Below are 15,614 nucleotides of genomic sequence, written 5' to 3' on the forward strand. Positions count from 1 at the left end.
AGAGCTGGCGCTTGGTGTTACACCGGGTGAATGACCATGGGGGGGGAGAAGCGGAAAAGTTCACGAGATGCGTGCCCCAGGGTCATCACCAGAGGGAAACAGTTGCGTCTCATGCCCCGAAACATGATTTACTTCTGATGCAGGGGCAATCATGGCTCCTTGCATGCCGATGCATAAGGCGACGATTTCAGGGAATGCAGCATTCCCTCAAAGCACGCCTTCCATGAGACATTGTCTCACATGTTATGCAAGCCGCTCAGGATGAAAGGGGCTGCTGCCCGCCATCGCGAGGCGAGGTAGGCGGTCGGGGGGATGGGATGGGTTGGCAATGTTGCAAAAGCGTCGAGCCTTCAAACCAATGGCCTTCGGTCAGCACAGTCAGGCGGGAGGCAGGGATGCCCCGGTCGTTATGATTGAGCTTCTCGATGACTAGGCGTGCGGCGATCCCACCAATCGCCGGGGCATCCTGGCAAACACCGCTGTCGTTGGGGCGGTGGGAACTGACGTTCAGGTTAACCAAACTGATTTGATCCGGAACACGCAAATTCAGCTTCTGGAGGCACGCCTCGATATGCGGCAGAAAGAAATTGGACGAGATAACGACCTGCGGCTTTTCGTGCTCAAACCACTCGAGGAACGCATCGGCATCCCAATCGGGCATCAAGAGCGGCGGCAGCGGCGCCATGCCGGGATCCCGTTCACGAGCCAGCGCATAAGCGGCGCACAAGAGCCCTTCATTGCGCTCATCCACGATTTGATGAAGCGCCACCCCCAGCCGCGTGAAGCCGCGCCGACGGCACTCGGCCAGCACGATATTCATCGTGTCGTAACTGTTCGTGATCACCCGGTCAAAGGCAGGCTGAGTGAAGGAGTATTCGATTACAACCGTAGAAAAGTGTTCCCAATCGAGATTGAAATGCCCGTGAGCTTCCGGCAACGGTCCTAGAATGATCCCCTGAATCCCGCGAGCGATCAGAATGCCGTTGAGCCGGGACTCATGGAGTTGGGGGCCGATCTCGAAACATTCCACCTTGTAGCCTCGCTGCTCCGCGGCAGCCAGGGCCCCCGAAAGGTGGGCTCCCGTTGCTCCTCCTTTGACAATATAGGCAAGCACCGTTTGATAATAGGCCGAGGCGCGTTGTCGGCGCAGTGTTCCCAGTGCCGACAGAAGGGGATTGGGGCGATAACCCAGTTGCCTGGCCGCTTCTTGAACCCGGATTTTGACGGCTTCGGTAATTCTCGGATCGTTGCGAAGCGCGCGCGAAACCGTGGTTTGATGAACGCCAACAAGGCGGGCGATATCCTCCATCGTAGGGACCGATGGAGACGGTTGATCATGAGGGGTCATGCATCCGCAAGCGTATCTAGTTTTGAGGATTATTGACAAGATCAAAACCGGGGAAGAACCTGGGGTAATTCTCTTCGATCCGATCTTTCAAGGGCTGGCCAAGCGGTGCGTCTCGATCAGTTGCAGCACGGGCCGGTTGTCCCGGCCACGAGTCTTGTGGACGAAGTCTTCGCCATCCACGTCGATCCCCGGCATAAGAGCGACTGGCATTCCTCGAATGAGAACCGCCGGGTAACTTTGCAACAGGCGGCCCAATTGGCGAAATATACCTCGGCCTGGCGATTCCATTCCTGGCTGCCCGACTGGGCCTGCGGCGTGATGCCGTCACCCGTCGAATAGATCGCCATATTGCCGACTAACTCGCGGACGAACCCGGAATTCTTGTGCAAGTAAGATCGGGAATTTCCGACTGTATGCTGACGCTGAACTGGTGGCTGCTGCAGTTGGGCAGTCCCAGCTTTTTTGAATAGGTTAGATTTAGTATGACGGCCATGGTGATGGCTCCTTTCTGTGTTGGTTTGGGTAAAAAGACAAAAGCCCAGCCGATAAAGGCTGGGCTTTTGGTTGAAGGTGACGCGGCGACGGGCCACATCACGGGACTACGGGAGGAGACGGCTGCTCACGCCGATGGATAATTATCCCCTCCATACCATTATGGCCTGGTTTTGCCGTGAGAAAGACAACGAGGCCCCGAAACAAGAGAAGGAGTGCCGACTCAGAATCGTCGCATTGATCCCGAACCCTCATCCCTGCTTTAATCCGCCACGCCATGTCCACCTTGTCTTGTTGCGACATTGTAAGGTCACTTGCCGCCACGGCGAACTCGAAAGGCAGGGCCGCGATCGAATTATTTAGGTCATCCCGACGCTGGAGGGAAACTGGTCTACAATCCCTTCTTGCAGATATCGACAATTTCGCTGAGCTTCGCGGTGGCTAGTGCGATGCAGGTATCTGCGCCACCATAGTAAACTCGAAGGCGATCCTCCTCGAGGTCTGCAATCGCGCCACAGGTAAAGACAACATTGGGAACGCGCCCCATGAATTCATAATCGGCATCAGGAGAAAGGAGATACCCGTTCGCCTTTCCAATAATCCGCGAGGGATCTTCCAAATCCAGAAGCGCGGCTCCGAGGCAATAGCGTTGGCCGGTGCATGAGGTGCTGACGCCATGGATCATCATAAGCCACCCATCCTTCGTTTTGATGGGAGGTGTTGGCCCGATTTTGGTCGAGTTCCATTGAGCCCACGGCGCCAACAGAATTCGGTGCCGTCCCCAGTGGATCAAGTCCGGGGAATAAGAAAGCCAAATGTGGCCGTATTGCTGATGATTATGAGGATCCGATATGAGCGAATAAGGGCGATCAAGGCGCGCATAAGAGCCATTGATTTTCTCGGGAAAAAGACACGGGACCCGGTTGTGCGGCAGCGCAATGACTTCGATGTCCTCGTAAGTTTCAAAGTCTTTCGTTTTCCCAAGAATGGCAACGCAACCATGTTCAGAGTTTCCCGGTCGCATAATATAGTAACAATCCTCCTCTGGAAAATAGGTCAAGCGGGGGTCGATGGGCCAGTTATCAAGCGGTCCAATATGTGCGAGAATAGACTTCTTAATGAAAGGGGTGGGGCGAACCTTGAAATGTAGCCCATCAGTGCTTTCCGCAACATGAATGCGGGGCAAGGGGTCGTTTCTCAGCATAACGGCAACCAAGAGGATGGTCTTGCCTTTATACATCGTCTGTCCGCAATTGAAGATCGCATCGGCTCCGGGAAAATCTTTGGGAGCCAAGATGGGATTGTTTTCGTATCTCGTGAGGCCGAACGGTTCAGTAAGCATAAATGGTTTCAAAGGATCAACAAAGGGATTTTTTAAGAGGTAACAGGACTCACATTTCTGGGCTAGAGGAGAGTTAGTCGGCTGAGCTATTTTGTATAGCTATGTTGTTTGCTTATTTATCCAAGTTATTGGATAGGCTCGATGGAAACTGTCCTCAGAAACGGAGATGTTCCGCTGGTTCCTGCCGGAGTTATTTCCACCACTCGGCGCTCCCTGCGTTCTCCAAGCACCTGAATCGTGCCGCTGGGTAATTGGTGGATGGATTGACCAACGGATATTATAGTAAAGACACCACTGCGCACCGTAAAATGATCCACGATGTCGCACAGTAGTTTTTCACTCGCTTCCCCTGTGTCTGCAATGCCCTGAATTTCTGCAATTTGGCCGGGCATGATGTAATGGGATAAACCATAAGAGCATCCGGGGTTGGTGCTGTTAGCGGTAGAAAGGCTGTGGCTCGTGATGGATCTGGAGAAAACCGTGGCACTGGTAGCAGATAGAGCGGCTGACCCCGATCCCTGAAGAACGGCCTCAATGGGAATGCTTCGGGTTAAATGGGCCCCGGATGTTCCGCTGACAAAAGGTAGGACCGTGGCATTAAGGTTAACTTTGCCTCCATCGGAAGCACTGGTGGGATGTGCGTAAAAACTGGTGTCAGGAGGGACTGTGAAGAGATCCAGTAGCGCCCAATCTGGCAGGGTTGCGGTGCCGTCGCTCTTGGGCTGTAAGCGTAGCGTCCGCCAAGGGGTCCCTTGGTAGCTTGTGCTTGATTCGTAGCCTGTGTGGATGAACCCAAGTTCTGCCACACTTTCCATGACGCCGTACAGATTTCCTGTCTGTCCCTTGAGCTGGGGAAATTGCAGACCGACGTCGGTTATGGAACCTGTGGCATCGGTATCTTGCTGAGGATTGACGCCAGAGGAATTGCCCAGGGTGCTGACGTGTGTGTTAATCGTACCCCAGGTAACATTTGCCGGTGCCTGACTAGTCCAGTTGTTTTTGCTCCGATTGTAGGGGTCGTCAGAAGCCAGCGAATTGATCGCGGTATCAGGGCCTAAGACGCCGGTGGAGAGGACGGTGTAGTTTGGCAAATTCACGTATTCAAGCCGCGCAGTCGGATTGGCGGCATTCATAAGGGCCAGAGTTGCATAAATCCACTGCAAATCAGTCGTTGTGTAGGGGGCGTGAGTAACGGTGTTGGTAGTGAAGGTTAGCTCATAAGGGGAGAGTATTGAAACCTTGCGATATTCCCCTGCGTTGAGGGTAAGGTTGCCTGCGACTACGGTGGCGTTAAACGCTGGAACCGGCGATGAAGGAAAGACGCTGCCGCCGTTGGAGGTGGTATTGTAGGGGTACACCCAAAGGTTGGAATAGGGAGTGCCACCAGCGCCAATGATATTGTAGGAGAGCGCCAGATTACTCAAATCAACTGAGGCGAGTCCGGCATATTTGGGCAAGTGAAGTTCCACGATAATTCGGAGGCGGTATCGGCCTGCCGCGCTTCCGTTCTCCAGATAAAAACCGGCCTCCGTAATCCGGACGCCTCGATTGTTACCCATCATGGAATAGACTGAATTGTTGGAATTCAGGGCGAATGCCCCGTTGATGAGCTCTCCGCGGATTGGCTCTACCAAGGGAACGGACGATTCGCGGGCGCGGACATATTCGATAATGTTGACGGCGATCTGTTCAATGCGGATGGGCGAAAATTTGGCGGCGAAGCTTTTCCCTGGGCAAATGGGCCAGTCGGTGCGTTTTAAGAGCCCGGAGAGACGTTGGATGACGGTATTGAGCTTGTTCGAACTCAGGCTACTCACAGTTCCTGGGTCGCTATTGTCGTTGGCAAGAATATCCAGAAATTCGCCGCCATTAGCCAGGTTTTTCTGGGTGGTGAGCACGATGCGCGGCTCACCAAAAATATTGCGATTGGGGGTGTGGTTGTATGCCGTGAGGTAAAAGCCATTGGTGGCGATGACAGACGCCGCCGAGCCCGAGATGGCGCGAAAGTCCGGCAAGGTATTATAGTCGCGGCTTTGCCGGGCGGTATGGATGGCGTCCGGATCAGAAAAGCCAGCCGCCGAGAGAGAAACCTGCAAGGGATAGCTTGAGGAAGTGCCGGTCGTTCGCTTCCAGGCGGTGTTCATGTTGACTTTTGTGCTTTCGTCATCCACCCAGAAAGCGAAACGTCCAATGGAAGTGGTGGTGGCGCTGCTGGCGAGGCTCCCGTCCTTGTTTACGTAGATCCATCTCGCGTAAAGATTGGGCTGGCTGGTTCCCACGACCCCGGCCGAGGCGATGGGGTATTCCGTGCCTGACTCGAGATCGGCGCGGTTGAGATCCACGCCGCTTCCCGAGCTGCTACAGGAACCCGAGGAAAGTTCGAGCGATGACCAGCTCGTGCCGCCGTTGGAAGAAGTTAAGAGGGCTCCTGGCTGGGAGGTCCAAAGCTGAGCCGTGTTTGAAAGCACCGTGGTCATGCGGGCCATGGCCGCGTCGGAACCCATCCGGCAGAGAAAACCGGCCTGGATGCCTTCGCGATGGGTGCGCGACATGGCAATATCCATCCGGACACTAGTGATGAAGCCCACGATGAGGATCGTGAGCAGCGTAAGCAAAAGCAGATTAAGGATAAGGGCTGAGGCGCGTGTTTTCATGGGCTACCATCCAGAGGCGCTTTCAAGGTTTACTTTGATCCCCGTGACGATGGCTCCGGATCGGATCGCTTTGGGCAAGCTGTTCACAAAACTGGGGGCATCCGAGAAACCGGAGGAAGAGATCACCCCGGTGACTTTGGACGCGCTCACCCGGTCGAGCGATACCATGGAGATCTCGACGGTCGCGGGCAGGCCTTGGGTATCGCGGGAGTTGTAGCTCCCGCTGGTAAGCACGCTGGTCCCCGAAGCGTTACATGCGCTGACCCATATCCCGATGACGTTTTCCAAGAATAGACCGCGATATTGATTATTACTGTTGGCGGGGCATTCCGTATCAAGAATATCGCTAGTGACCCAGGCGTTGGGCTGCGCATAGATGTAACTGGCGGATGACGGATTGACCAACAATCGGCAAAGAGATGCTTTTGCGCCGTTCCAGCGCACAAAATAGCCAACGATGGCCAAGTTCCCCGAGCTGGTATCAGTGGCGACTGGCGCCTGCCAGAATAGCGCATCGTGGTTTTTGTAACTGGTGCCGACGTCAGGGTTGATCACGAATTGCAGGGAGTTCGTGCCGGAGCGATTCAGCGGCATTGTAACGGCTCTTAGGTCGCGGCTAATGGTATCGAGGGCGAGGCGCGCGCTTTGCCGGTGTTGGTTGTCGCTTTCTCCGCGTTGCCAGATCCGGAGGGCATGCCCGGAAATCGCGGTCAAAACAGTTACCATCACGGTGAGAATGGCCATGGAAACCAGCAATTCCAGTAGGGAAAAGCCGTTATTGTGGCGGAAGCGTGACATAAAACGTATGCGTGGTTTGCGCGGAGGCCGGGGCCGAGAGCGGCCACCCAAACACCATTGAAACTCTTACCAGATTGGTGGAAATGCCCGGAAGCTGCGAATCGGGCACCGTGGAACTGCTGATGGTACAGGCATAAAGAGCGGCGCTCTGGGCGACGGATTCACCATCGGCATCGAAGTAGCGGATGGCGGGAAAACTAAAGCTTCGGGTCACTATAATTTCCGAGGCAAGCCGCGATGCCGTGGCCGCGAGAACCGTATCGTTCGCTGTTTGGCGCCCCCCCTTCATCCCCACATCGAACAATCCCAGCAGCGCCATGAGGCAGAACGAAATAAGCCCAATGGCGAGGGTCAACTCAACCAGGCTAAACGCGCTATCTTCCGGCACTTTAGCCCTGGTGTTCATGGGCGCTCGACTTTGAACGTTCCGGTAAGCGGGTTAATAATAATCTCGTAATAGTTGCCCCCGCTTGCTCCCGTCTTGGTCTCCTCGTTAATTCGCAATGTCGGGGAGACTGTCGTCGTGATTCCCTTGGTGGAAAGGCGCCCGTCGGGAAGAAACACCTGGAAGGCACAGTCTGCTGCCGAAATCTGGGTTCCCGCAATCGAAGGAAGTTCCGGGGTGAGAACCTGGGGGGTGTTATTAATGAAATTGTCGCTTCCTGAAGGGTCCACGGCGATGCCTTGCGGCAGGTGATTCCAACGGGTCACTGGTGTCCAGTTGGAGGTGCCGGATACTTTTTCAACCAATGCAAAGGCCCGATAGTTTGAGGTGGCGGTCGACGTTGTTTTAGCCATCACCAATGCGGTCATGACGCCTTTGGAGAGAGAATTCTGGCGAGCTTGACTTGCAAGGTCGGCCACAAGATTTCCACCGGTCGAAACCCGGGCTGAATTGCCGGAGAACGTTGCTACACCAACGCCCGTCAGTGCCGACATGATGGCAATGACGAACAGCAATTCAATCAAGGAAAAACCACGAGTGCATTGAAGGCAGTTGCGGTCCATAGGGAGAATTCGTTGCTGCTCAATTTAGAATGCTTTAGTTTTCAATGATCTGAAAAATGGGCCTGGGGCCTGATTTTATTAGTGTGACGGTATCGATGACAAGCCGCCATTGGTTCTCATCGCTTACCACGGGAATTGATTTGGCACGTTTGCCATTGAGCTTACCGCCGAAAGCGTTTGATGGAATCCAGCGGTTCCCATGCGACGGCCATGACAAGTCGTTGCGTTTAAACTCCGGTGCAACTCAAGCGCATCTTCTCCATGGGGGCACTCTCCGCCGTCTGCCCTACTGCTGAGCCCGTTCCGGCGCTCGGGCGTCAAGGCTTGTGTCAGGTAGTTCCATTCCACGGTATTCCCGATCTCTGCTGCGAGGGGGGGAGGAGTAGCGGCAATGGATATGAGAGGAAAAGGTAAACGAGTAACAAACGAGGCTTGCATAAGGGGGGGGAGGAGAAAGCGAAAGACTAGTCAATAATTGACCCTTGCTTACGTAAAATACGCCTTAAATTTTGTGGATCAAGACGGGAAGGTATCTCTCCAGAAAGCACACAAAGAGCCGCGGCCGTGCCGGCAGCCTGACCAGTGGGCATCGCGGCACTTAGGACACGGACGGCGGAAAGAGCCTCGTGGGATGCAGACAGGCACCGTCCGCAGGCCAGCAAATTGTCCACGCCTTTGGCCACCAAGGAGCGATAGGGGATGGTATAATAGCCTCCAGGCGGAAGGAACCCTTCGGTGAGTTCCGTGTTGCCGCCAATGGGGCTGTGGATATCCACTGGATAGCTGTTGCATGCGATGGAATCCTCAAACTTTCTCTGGGTAATGAGGTCTTCGCGTTGTAGTTCATACAGCCCCTCAATGCGGCGGGTTTCCCGCACACCCACCCTGCTGGCGATTTGAGTCAGGTAACACTTTTCGTAGCCGGGAATGTGCGGTTTCAAAAAGTCCTCCACGAATTCCTCCAACTGATAGCGGCCTTCCTTCTCCGCTTCCGCGAGTTGGCGTCCATCGGTTCCCTTATCAACCAGAATACGAGTCACGTTGTGCGAATAGACGCCCGGTTTACCGGGAATGCGGAACGGGCCGGAAAGGGCCACGCCGGTCCGCGGATTGCGCCAATGGGACCCTTGTTCGCGCAACGCATCCCACTTGGCCTGAACTTGATCCCATCCTGGCGTGCGGGACTCGTCAATGCCGCCGAGAACGAAGATCAGCGACAGGGCCTGTGTTTTCCCGTCACTCTGCCGACCCATGGGCGTGGAGAGCCCCGCAGCCCAAGCTACCTGGGCGTCGCCGGTGGCATCCACAAAAATCTGGGCATCGTAGCTTAACGTATTCTCCTTGTTGTAAAAGATCGCGGAGGTCAAACGGCGTCCGTCGCGATTTACCTCTAGTAACGGCGAATACGTCAACAGATCTACGCCAGCTTCATCGAGCATCTTGGTGAGTTCGATTTGCAGAACTTCGTTGTCGATAGGCAGCCATTCAGTGCTTTCAATGTCGCAGGAAAAAGCTCCGCGCTTTTGAAGTCGATTCATGATTTCCAGCGCAATCCCACCCACGACAAGGCGGTTTGCATTCGCTGCGCGAAAGCTGCTGAACGGCAGCCCGGTCACCCCATTTCCGCCAATATAAGGCATCGCATCCACCAGGAGCGTATGGGCTCCATTGCGAGCGGAAGCCAACGCCGCACAGCACCCCGCAAGCCCAGCGCCGACCACTATTACCTCAAGCGAACCGGCAGATTGCACGGGAAGATGTATATCCTGAATTGGTCCCATAAAAATATAAGTTTTGAATAGTTCTGAGTCTCTATTCAAATCGGGAATTCGCAATTCGGAACGCTTCCAATACTTTATTATATATGTTCAAAAACTGCTCGCTAAGTATTTTTAAAAATACTTTCTGTTTTATCAAACAGCATGGCGGAGGGTATCAGAATGCCCCCGATTACGGCTCTTGCGTCCGCAAATAGCGAGGCGCTTTGCCGAATACTTTTTTGCTCCAAGAAGAAAAATGGGACTGCGAATGAAAGCCCATATCTAGAGCGATGGCTTTGATGCTTCGGGAAGAATCCATCAGTGCCAACCGTGCGGCCCGAATGCGCTTTTGATCCCAATACTCTTTGGGCGTTTGCTTGGTATCGCGTACAAATAGTTTGTTAAACTGGCTAAGACTTAATCCATACTGCTTGGCCAAAATATGCTCCGAAAAAGGTTGATTTAACGGTTGAATATCCAATTCATGAATCGCGTTTCTGACTCTCTCATCCATGTGACTAAGTTCATTGGGGATCAATCCGAGGCGCTCCATGGCGGAAACGTAGGCACTCAGCCACCCGGAAAAGGTGCGATGGAAAGCCAAATGCTGGCGTAATGAACCGAGTCGATTTCCCAACTCCGAAGTCACGCCTGGAAAATATACCGCCGCATTTCGTGCGAGCCGCTCGCTAATTCGGGTGAACTCCGCCAACTCCGAAGCCCGGATGGCCAGAGTTTTTGACCGATCGAAGAGTGGCTCACCGGTTGGCCATTCCGCATGAAACCGAATGGAGAGAAGTTGAATGTCGTCGCTGAATTCCTGCCAACCGTCTTCCTCGCGTGGAAATACCCAATAACCGGCTCCGAAGGTTTCTTGCTCAGATCTAAAGGTTAGTTTGACTTGTCCACGCCGAATCAACCACGCGGCCTGACCGATCGGGACGTAGGCGTGCTTTTTATAGATGGCATCCAATGCTGTGTCATAAGCCCAACATAGCTGAAGACGGAGGCTCGCCCATACGCCCAAGCGAATCGGTTTTATTACAGCCGGTGTTTGCATGAGCAGATTTTGCATACATACGATAAAGTTTTACAAGCACAATAAGTTGTGAAGTTTTCCGATAGAAAACACTATAAGACCCAAGTTTTGCGCAGCATCAGAGAGTTCTATCCCAATAATGTCACCGATTAGCGAAAATATTCCTGTTGCAGGCGCCTCCCATAAGCCTGATGCCATCGTTCTGTCGAAACATTGGAGGGAAGGGGCGAAAATAGGCGACAAAATTCCGCTCGGCCAAAAGCTTCTGTTTAGCTCAGGCGGTGTGATGGACTATGTTGTAACGACGCTAATTACCACTGTAATATGGATGCCCTATTTTAATATCGGCCTCGGCCTCAGCCCGGCACTGCTCGGCGTGGTGCTCATGATATTGCGCGGTTGGGATGCTTTTGTGGACCCTGTTGTCGGCAATCTTTCGGATAACTTCCGCAGCCGGTGGGGGCGGCGGCGTCCGTTCATGTTTGTCGGCGCGGTGATGACGGCTGTGTTTTCGATACTAATCTGGCGTCTGCCATCCGGTACCAGCGAGACAGCTAAGGTAGTCTATTTGGTTGCAATCGGGATGCTTTTCTATGTCTCCTACAGTACGTGGGCGATGCCTTACTATAGTTTGCAGTTGGAGTTGACACCCGACTACGATGAACGCACACGGCTGTCGGCCTGGATGGCGTTTTTCATCAAAGGGGGAGCTTTGTTGTCTGGCTGGACCATGGCGTTGCTGACCTCCCCACTCTTTGCCGATCCTGCAACCGGAAAGGCTGACATTGTTCATGGCGTGCGCGTCTGTAGCTGGCTGCTTGCGGGATTGCTTTTGTTGTTGGGAATGCTCCCCGCGCTGTTCGTTAAGGAGCGCTATTATGCTGAAGCAAGTCAACAAGCGCGCGATCCATTTTGGGCCAGCATTAGGGAATCAGCTTCATGCAAGCCGCTCTGGAATCTTATTGGAGTCTCCTTCTTCTTGATCCTTGGCAGCGCGTCTGCCAGCAGCCTCGGGCAGTATATCAATATCTACTACATCAATAATGGCAATATCGCCCAAGCGTCGGTGATTGCAGGGTGGATCTCGACGGTGACATTTGCGGCCGGCATCGTTGCCTTGCCATTTTGGACGTGGCTGGGTGAAAAGTACGACAAAAAAAGGGTTGTAACCATGTTGCTGGTAGGGAGCTTGGGGGGGCATCTCTTTAATTTATTCTGTTTACGCCCGGGCATGCCTTATTTGCAGTTGATCCCGAGCCTTTTCGTATCGATGGCAAGTTCGGCGCTGTGGCTTTTCATTCCATCCATGAAAGCGGATGTGGCCGACTACGACGAACTCCATAGCACCCGCCGCCGTGAGGGTTCCCTGAACGCCTTTTATTCGTGGTTTGTCAAAGCAGCATTTACATGTGCGGCAGGCTTTGGAGGGGTGATGATTCAACTATCGGGATTTTGCGCCAGCCATGCCAGTCAATCGCCAGAGGTACTTTACCGTATGCGGTGGATTTATCTGTGCATGCCGGTTATCGCCTGGGGAGGCACACTCTTGTTTATATGGAGATATCCGCTCAATCGACAGAGCATGGCTGAAATTAGAACCCTACTGGAACAGCGCAGAGGCATGATGTAGGAGCGGAAGTGCATGAGCAGTATTTGAATAAAAATAGTAAAATTCTAAAATTGAAACAAGTTGTCATTTTTATGACCGATGCAACAATTTACCCAACTCAAGCCCCGGTTCCGACATTTTCTACCTCCAAGAAAATAAATGCACAGTTCTTAAAAAACTAACCTACCCCTGACTATGACCCCATCGTCTATCAATTCCAAAATCACACCCCTCTTGCTAGCCCCATTTTTGTTGGGAGTAAGCGCCGAACGTAGCATGGCCGCCTCTTATAGTACTTGGCAAAATACTTCAGGCGGAACCGCGCTTTGGAGTTCCGGTACCAATTGGAATTCTGGCATCCCTGGTGATGCGGGGCTCGTCTATTCTGGGTCGCTAACGAACACCGTGGTGGCCGTGATCGGTTCGACTACAAATAAGGCAATCACATTGGATTCGAACTATACGGTCCAAGGAATCCAGTTTAACACGGCGGGCACCACGTTGAATGGAACCAACGGAGCGGTCCTCGGTGTTGGCCTCGGCGGAATTAGTCTGAACGCCACCAATATCACGATCAATCCAGCCGTATTAATCACGGGCCAGAGCACCACCATTTTCTATTCGAACTCCAGTAATACGCTAAACCTAGCGGGAGGGCTACGGTTAGATAACGCCTCGCAGTATTTGACGGTGAATTCCACAGTTTCGATTTCCGGGACGGTGATGGGAAATCTGACTGCGGTGTCGGGCTATTCCACTTACGTTCCCACAGCCGGCACTACGAAGCTGGGATTTACCGGCAATGGAACTGTCACTATTTCCGGAGTGATCCAGGATAACGGCTTGGGCAACGTTACCGCATTAAGTTACAATGGGTATGGAAGCACCACCGACACGTTTACCGGTTCGTTGACAGTAACCAACGCCAATAACAGCTTTACCGGGGGCGTTTATTGGACGGCGGGCACATTAATTGTCGGTGCCAACTCGCTAAGCGGTGTCAATGGCGCATTGGGAAATTCAACATCGGCGATCAGTTTTGGTGCGACGACCAGCACCGTCACGGGAACGGCGGCCCTGCTTATCGGCGGAACCTACACCATCGGGCGCGATATTTTGGTAAAGGCCAACACGGGTTCTCAGGTGGCCATGCTCGGCGGCAATAATACTTCTGGAACATCAACCTATACCGGCAATATCACGATTGGCTCCTCCGGCAATACGCGAACGTTGACGCTGGTTTCGGGCTCTGGCGGGACGACGGTATTCAAAACGGGTTCGTGGGTGACCAATAATAGCGCAATCGTTATTGGTACGGGTACCTATGCAGGCACCGTGGAATTGGACAACAATGTTACCACCACCGGCGGAGTGTCAGTCAACGTGGGCCAATTGAAAGTCAACAGCACCCTGACCAGCAATGTCGCCGTTGCGTCCGGCGCTTCCGTTATCGGGTCCGGTACAATCAACGGCGCTACTGCCGTCACCAGCGGCACGATCAACGGCAGCGGTTTGACTTTGGGAGCCACGACCCTGCACGGAGCCAGCGCCCTTTCCGGGGTGAACAACGCCAGCAGCGTGACTATCGCGGACGGCACCACGACCCTTAGCGGGACCACCACGGCTACGGGCGGCTTTTCCGTAAACGGGGCGACCCTTGCCGGTAGCGGCCAAGGGATGGGCACGGTTTCCGGCAGCAGTGCCACGATCAATGGCAGCGGCCTGAGCATTGGAGCCACCACACTTAAGGGTAATAGCACGCTAAGTGGCTACAACATTGCCAGTAGAGTGACGGTGAATAGCGGCACTACATCACTGACGGGCACCACCCAATCCACTGGCACGCTTTCGGTCTCCGCGGGAGCCACGTTGAACGCCAACGGCACCATTGCGGGAAGCGCCAGCGTCAGCGGCTTGCTGAGTGGCAACAGCACGGTGACGGGCAATCTCGCGCTGACCAGCGGCACCATCTCCCCCGGCAACAGCGCGGGGATCACCACGGTGGAGGGCAACCTCACCGTGGACCATAACTCCACATTGGTGGCGCAAGTGAGCGGAACGGTGGCGGGAATCTCCTATGATCAGGTGAAGGTTAGCGGAAATGTCACCCTTGACGGCACGCTGGATCTTACCTCACTGAGCGGCTTGACGATGGGCGAGACAATCACCCTTATCGACAATACCGGCAGCGGCACCACGACGGGATACTTTTCTACAATCCTCACAAGCGGTTCCACCTACACGGTCACCTCGAACTCCAACTATACGTTTACCTCGGGCACCACGGAATACCTCTTGAGCTTCTCCTCCAAAACCGATGGAGACGCCAACTACAACGACGTGACCCTGTCGGTCGTTCCGGAACCGAGCACCTGGGCGATGTTGGTGGGTGGTGTTGGCATGCTCGCCTTTGGGCAACGCCTGCGCCGTAAATAGGTATTGCCCCGTTCTGGATAAACCTCGTGGTTTAATTTCTCTCCATTTTGAGCTGAGATTTCTTAAAACAATCAAACTATTCATCCAAAGTTATTGGGGTTAGGGTGATTGGCTTCCCTGTTTCTTTAGCCTAAGCCGATTTGCTCGTATCCCTACTTTTCCGATGATCAATTAATAGATGCAACACAAATACGGTTGAGTTGAACAACGGATCATCAATCTGAACTGACAAAAACCAGCGCCAGCATGCTAATATATGTTTAATTTATTCGAATATCATTTCTTGAGTAAGCAAAGAGGGCTTGAAACCCCGCAACAGGTCCCTGATTGTACGGATAGCTGTTCGCTGTTTCGTTTTATCATTTTAATATTCATTGTCCTATCTTTTGCTTGTGTGGGACAGGGGGCCGTGCCCGTCGTATTGGATCTCGGCAATGGCGTAGACGTCGCTCTGAATCCATTTGGGGCCATTGAAAAGATTTCCACTCCAGGAACTTCACTTGTCGCGCGGAGTCAGATTTTCTTGCAAAAACAGAAAGGGACGATTTACCAAGGGGCGGAATATGTGCCGGAAAGTGAATTAAAAATCTCCTCGACCAAGGAGGAAACAAAAGTCCAAGGAGTCCTTCTCGGTGAGCAATCCCAGAATGCGGAAAAGGTGGCAACGTTTTCCGTGTCGTATAAAAAGTTGGCGAACGGCGTCCTCGGGCTCACGGCGGAGATTACCTATCTCACCGATGCCTCTTGGCAGATCCCGGCGCAGTTCACCTTTACGTTTCCTTTGCCTGTTGATAAAGCGCCGACAGAATCGGATTACTCGGGAGCATCCATCGTTGTCGTAGACCACGAGAACACGGAACGGAGCTACAAAGTTTCCGATAAAGTTCTCGCGTTTACGGGTTACGGGTTCACCTCCGCAAGCATCGAAAAGAACGGGCGCTCCGTCACCGTTCAACCTCAGAGCAACACCGTCTTGTCTCTCCAAGACGGGCGCAGTTTCGGGGCAAACTATTTGAAAGTCAGTCTTGCCGCGCGCCAGCCGGAATGGAAATCTCCCTTTGCCTTCGCTGCCGGCACGAAGCAGAGCTTCAGCGGCAATGTCACCTTCCAGAGCGCGAAATAATACAT

General features: G+C 53.5%; 12 protein-coding genes. 4 read left to right on the forward strand and 8 right to left on the reverse strand.

All coding sequences use genetic code 11. From position 1 onward, the window contains the following. Positions 1-256: 256 nt before the first annotated feature. Positions 257-1,309 carry a LacI family DNA-binding transcriptional regulator gene (locus tag B2828_RS14725; RefSeq protein ID WP_479634527.1) on the reverse strand — a complete coding sequence of 351 codons (1,053 nt, stop codon included), beginning with the start codon at positions 1,307-1,309 and terminating at the stop codon, positions 257-259. Positions 1,310-1,453: 144 nt separating this feature from the next. Between B2828_RS14725 and B2828_RS14730 the strand changes: the two genes are divergently transcribed. After that, positions 1,454-1,687, forward strand: coding sequence for a hypothetical protein (locus tag B2828_RS14730; protein WP_479634528.1), 234 nt, complete (start codon positions 1,454-1,456; stop codon positions 1,685-1,687). A 544-nt stretch (positions 1,688-2,231) separates the two neighbouring features. Here B2828_RS14730 and B2828_RS14735 read toward each other — a convergent pair. The 7 genes from B2828_RS14735 to B2828_RS14765 form a co-directional block, all read right to left on the reverse strand. Further along, positions 2,232-3,182, reverse strand: a complete 951-nt coding sequence (locus tag B2828_RS14735; RefSeq protein ID WP_479634529.1) for a glycoside hydrolase family 130 protein — start codon at positions 3,180-3,182, stop codon at positions 2,232-2,234. A 125-nt stretch (positions 3,183-3,307) separates the two neighbouring features. Next, entirely contained in the window at positions 3,308-5,836 is a 2,529-nt protein-coding gene (locus tag B2828_RS14740; RefSeq protein ID WP_479634530.1) for a hypothetical protein, read from the reverse strand. A gap of 3 nt (positions 5,837-5,839) precedes the next feature. Then, positions 5,840-6,634 (reverse strand): prepilin-type N-terminal cleavage/methylation domain-containing protein, encoded by a 795-nt coding sequence (locus B2828_RS14745; RefSeq protein WP_479634531.1) that lies wholly within the window; start codon positions 6,632-6,634, stop codon positions 5,840-5,842. After that, positions 6,612-7,040 carry a hypothetical protein gene (locus B2828_RS14750; protein WP_479634532.1) on the reverse strand — a complete coding sequence of 143 codons (429 nt, stop codon included), beginning with the start codon at positions 7,038-7,040 and terminating at the stop codon, positions 6,612-6,614. The genes B2828_RS14745 and B2828_RS14750 overlap by 23 nt, the downstream gene beginning before the upstream one ends. Next, positions 7,037-7,642, reverse strand: a complete 606-nt coding sequence (locus B2828_RS14755) for a prepilin-type N-terminal cleavage/methylation domain-containing protein (RefSeq protein WP_479634533.1) — start codon at positions 7,640-7,642, stop codon at positions 7,037-7,039. Before B2828_RS14755 ends, B2828_RS14750 begins: the two co-directional genes overlap by 4 nt. Positions 7,643-8,106: 464 nt before the next feature. Continuing rightward, positions 8,107-9,477: an FAD-dependent oxidoreductase gene (locus B2828_RS14760; protein WP_479634534.1), complete on the reverse strand. Its 1,371-nt coding sequence runs from the start codon at positions 9,475-9,477 to the stop codon at positions 8,107-8,109. Positions 9,478-9,592: 115 nt separating this feature from the next. Then, positions 9,593-10,477, reverse strand: a complete 885-nt coding sequence (locus tag B2828_RS14765) for a helix-turn-helix domain-containing protein (RefSeq protein ID WP_479634535.1) — start codon at positions 10,475-10,477, stop codon at positions 9,593-9,595. Positions 10,478-10,580: 103 nt separating this feature from the next. Here B2828_RS14765 and B2828_RS14770 point away from each other — a divergent pair, with 103 nt between their 5' ends. The 3 genes from B2828_RS14770 (at position 10,581) to B2828_RS14780 (ending at position 15,609) form a co-directional block, all read left to right on the forward strand. After that, on the forward strand, positions 10,581-12,071 hold the full coding sequence (locus B2828_RS14770; RefSeq protein ID WP_479634536.1) for an MFS transporter: 1,491 nt from the start codon (positions 10,581-10,583) through the stop codon (positions 12,069-12,071). 255 nt (positions 12,072-12,326) lie between these two features. Beyond that, entirely contained in the window at positions 12,327-14,486 is a 2,160-nt protein-coding gene (locus B2828_RS14775; protein ID WP_479634537.1) for a beta strand repeat-containing protein, read from the forward strand. Between the two features lie 256 nt (positions 14,487-14,742). After that, the gene (locus tag B2828_RS14780; RefSeq protein WP_479634538.1) at positions 14,743-15,609 is read left to right on the forward strand and encodes a hypothetical protein; all 867 of its coding nucleotides are present in this window, start codon (positions 14,743-14,745) and stop codon (positions 15,607-15,609) included. Positions 15,610-15,614 lie beyond the last annotated feature (5 nt).

It is taken from the genome of Spartobacteria bacterium UBA695 (assembly GCA_002298145.1).
Lineage (GTDB): Bacteria > Verrucomicrobiota > Verrucomicrobiia > Chthoniobacterales > Chthoniobacteraceae > UBA695.

Excerpts from the sequence above, each read along its gene's own strand:
- B2828_RS14725 (WP_479634527.1), bottom strand. The coding sequence starts at position 1,309 with ATGGAGGATATCGCCCGCCTTGTTGGCGTTCATCAAACCACGGTTTCG.
- B2828_RS14735 (WP_479634529.1), bottom strand. The coding sequence starts at position 3,182 with ATGCTTACTGAACCGTTCGGCCTCACGAGATACGAAAACAATCCCATC.
- B2828_RS14740 (WP_479634530.1), bottom strand. The coding sequence starts at position 5,836 with ATGAAAACACGCGCCTCAGCCCTTATCCTTAATCTGCTTTTGCTTACG.
- B2828_RS14745 (WP_479634531.1), bottom strand. The coding sequence starts at position 6,634 with ATGTCACGCTTCCGCCACAATAACGGCTTTTCCCTACTGGAATTGCTG.
- B2828_RS14750 (WP_479634532.1), bottom strand. The coding sequence starts at position 7,040 with ATGAACACCAGGGCTAAAGTGCCGGAAGATAGCGCGTTTAGCCTGGTT.
- B2828_RS14755 (WP_479634533.1), bottom strand. The coding sequence starts at position 7,642 with ATGGACCGCAACTGCCTTCAATGCACTCGTGGTTTTTCCTTGATTGAA.
- B2828_RS14765 (WP_479634535.1), bottom strand. The coding sequence starts at position 10,477 with ATGCAAAATCTGCTCATGCAAACACCGGCTGTAATAAAACCGATTCGC.
- B2828_RS14770 (WP_479634536.1), top strand. The coding sequence starts at position 10,581 with ATGTCACCGATTAGCGAAAATATTCCTGTTGCAGGCGCCTCCCATAAG.
- B2828_RS14775 (WP_479634537.1), top strand. The coding sequence starts at position 12,327 with ATGGCCGCCTCTTATAGTACTTGGCAAAATACTTCAGGCGGAACCGCG.
- B2828_RS14780 (WP_479634538.1), top strand. The coding sequence starts at position 14,743 with ATGTTTAATTTATTCGAATATCATTTCTTGAGTAAGCAAAGAGGGCTT.